The following is a 2,301-nucleotide window of genomic DNA, read 5'->3' as shown; positions in this document are numbered from 1 at the left end:
AAAATATTCAGCTCACTTTATGATGTGGCTGAATAGTTACATTCCATTTATGTAAGTACTTAGTGCTAAATACATTTATTATTATACCAAATTATTTTTAAAAGTCTAGTATTTCTGAAAATTTTTTTGATTTGAAAGACCATAGTCATCAGCCTTAATATTCATTTGTTGAGGTATTTTTCTCATTATAGGATAGGATAACCAATAAACGGAAATTGATAATAGCGCGACACTTCCCAAACCGTATATATTATCAATACCTATAGTGCTAGCCAATGTTCCTCCAATGAATGATCCTATAGGCACAAACAAGGCTGTGATACTTGAATACCAGGCGAAAACCTTTCCTATCATGTCTTCTGGAATTAATCCTTGCAATGTAGAAGTTATTAATATATTTACAGAGCTAATTGGAATAAACGCTAATCCAAAAAATAAAACGGTAAAGACAGGAGATTGTATCCAGTAAGAAAGAAACCACGCAACTGAAGATATCAAGAAACCAATGATGGTAAATAAACCTAAAGGATATTTTGAAAAGAAATTCGAGAGAAGTGCCCCCACTAGCATTGCTATTGACATAGTCGCTAAAAAGTAACCATAGTACTTTTCTCCTCCTATATTAAGAGAGAATTCAGGCATAATAGCTGTTATCATCCCAAATATGAAATTCACAATAGCTAAAGGGAAAATTATTTTAGGAATAATCGAATTCATAATAAATTTTCTTCCTAAATTTAATTCTTTAAGATATTCATTAATTTTAAATTTGAAAGTATTTTCTTCCAATTTTTTTTGTTTCTCTGCTTGAGAAAGCTTTAAGCTTCTAAATAATAAACAGGCCACAATAAAAGTGAAAACATTAATTATAAATATATTAATTGCACCTAAATAGGATATTAGCAATCCAGAAATACCTATAAGAATAATGTCCGTTCCTTGATATGCAAATGTCATTAATGAATTACCGGAAACAAGATCTTTATTTTCTAAAATTTTTGGTATTGCAGATTGTTGTGCCGGATAAACAATTTGCTCAATACATGTAGCTAAAAACATTACAATAATTACTAGCCACACGTTCAAAAATCCTAGAAAATATGAAATGGGGACTAGAGAGATAAGAATAGCTTGAAGTAACTGAGTATACACCATTATTGATTTTAACTTCCATTTATCAACCAATGGACCAACAAGAAATTCAAACATAGAAGGTAATAATATTAATGCACCTGCAATACCGGTATAAAATGAGCTTTTAGTTAGTTCAAAAACTAACCACATAGATGCAACACTATAGATACTATCACCTATATTAGTAACAAAGCGACCCCAAAATAAAAACAGAAAATTTTTATTTTTTAGCACACTCAACAAAATAACCACCACCGTTAAAAAATTTTTTAATGTAAAAAGAAGTTTATAACGTTTGATTTCATTTGTCAACACAATTAAGATGTTAATAGGTTAAATGAATGAGGAGGGTTAGCTATGACAGATGATTCTTTGGATGTAGGGAAAATAATATTTGATTCTAAGACACATAAGATATTAAATCACTTGAATAATGATGAATTATCTATAAAAGAACTCGCAGAACGACTAGATGAGCCACCATCTAATTTGTATTATCCTATAAAAAAGCTCTTAGAGTTTGATTTGATAAAAGTGAGTAGAGAAGTTAGAAAAAAAAACATAATTGAGAGGTATTATAAATGCAATAATAAATATAAAAATCTTTTATCAATTGAAGGAGATATTATTGAATATCACTATGATGATCTTATCAAAACAGTAATGTTGGAAATCAATAAATCTTTTAAAAATTTACAAAATGATATACAATACAAAAAATTAAGTAATTACGAATCAACAGTAGAATTTAGTTTTGTAGAAAAAAAAATAAAGTATGACACATGGAAAAAATATAATGAGTTGATTAGGGATTTAATTGATAATATACCTGAAGAGGATGGTGGAAACTACTATAGGTTTGTCATTACAGGATACAAAGTCTAGTAGACTGTAATCTTAAAAAAATTAACTATTAAAATATAATACAAGAAGACAAGTTTACATAAAGGGAAGCTTGTTTTCTTGTTATGTTTTTTTCTATTTGTATTTCAATTAACTTGGAATTCTTTCGATTCTGGATTCACATAGACCCAAATGTAAAATGAATAGTAACTATTCACTCCGATAGTAGTATGTAAAGATGCGCAACACAAATAGGGCATCCCCGTAATAGAAAATGCCCTAAGTGGTAGAAAGAACGCGATCAAGCGTGTCACCCGTCAACAG

Annotated in this window: 2 protein-coding genes; one reads left to right on the top strand and one right to left on the bottom strand. The window is 29.1% G+C overall.

Features of this window, described 5'->3' with window-relative positions; translation table 11 throughout:
- Positions 1–105: 105 nt before the first annotated feature.
- Complete coding sequence (locus tag BM213_RS14285; protein ID WP_244149319.1) at positions 106–1,368, bottom strand: MFS transporter; 1,263 nt, start codon at positions 1,366–1,368, stop codon at positions 106–108.
- 123 nt (positions 1,369–1,491) lie between these two features.
- Here BM213_RS14285 and BM213_RS14280 point away from each other — a divergent pair, with 123 nt between their 5' ends.
- A complete protein-coding gene (locus BM213_RS14280) occupies positions 1,492–2,019 on the top strand; it encodes a winged helix-turn-helix domain-containing protein (RefSeq protein ID WP_091705257.1) in 528 nt (175 codons plus the stop codon).
- Positions 2,020–2,301: the final 282 nt, after the last annotated feature.

Source organism: Anoxybacillus pushchinoensis, assembly GCF_900111795.1.
Taxonomy (GTDB): domain Bacteria; phylum Bacillota; class Bacilli; order Bacillales; family Anoxybacillaceae; genus Anoxybacillus; species Anoxybacillus pushchinoensis.
Note: the sequence above shows the minus strand (reverse complement) of the source record. Positions and strands in the feature narration are given on the sequence as shown.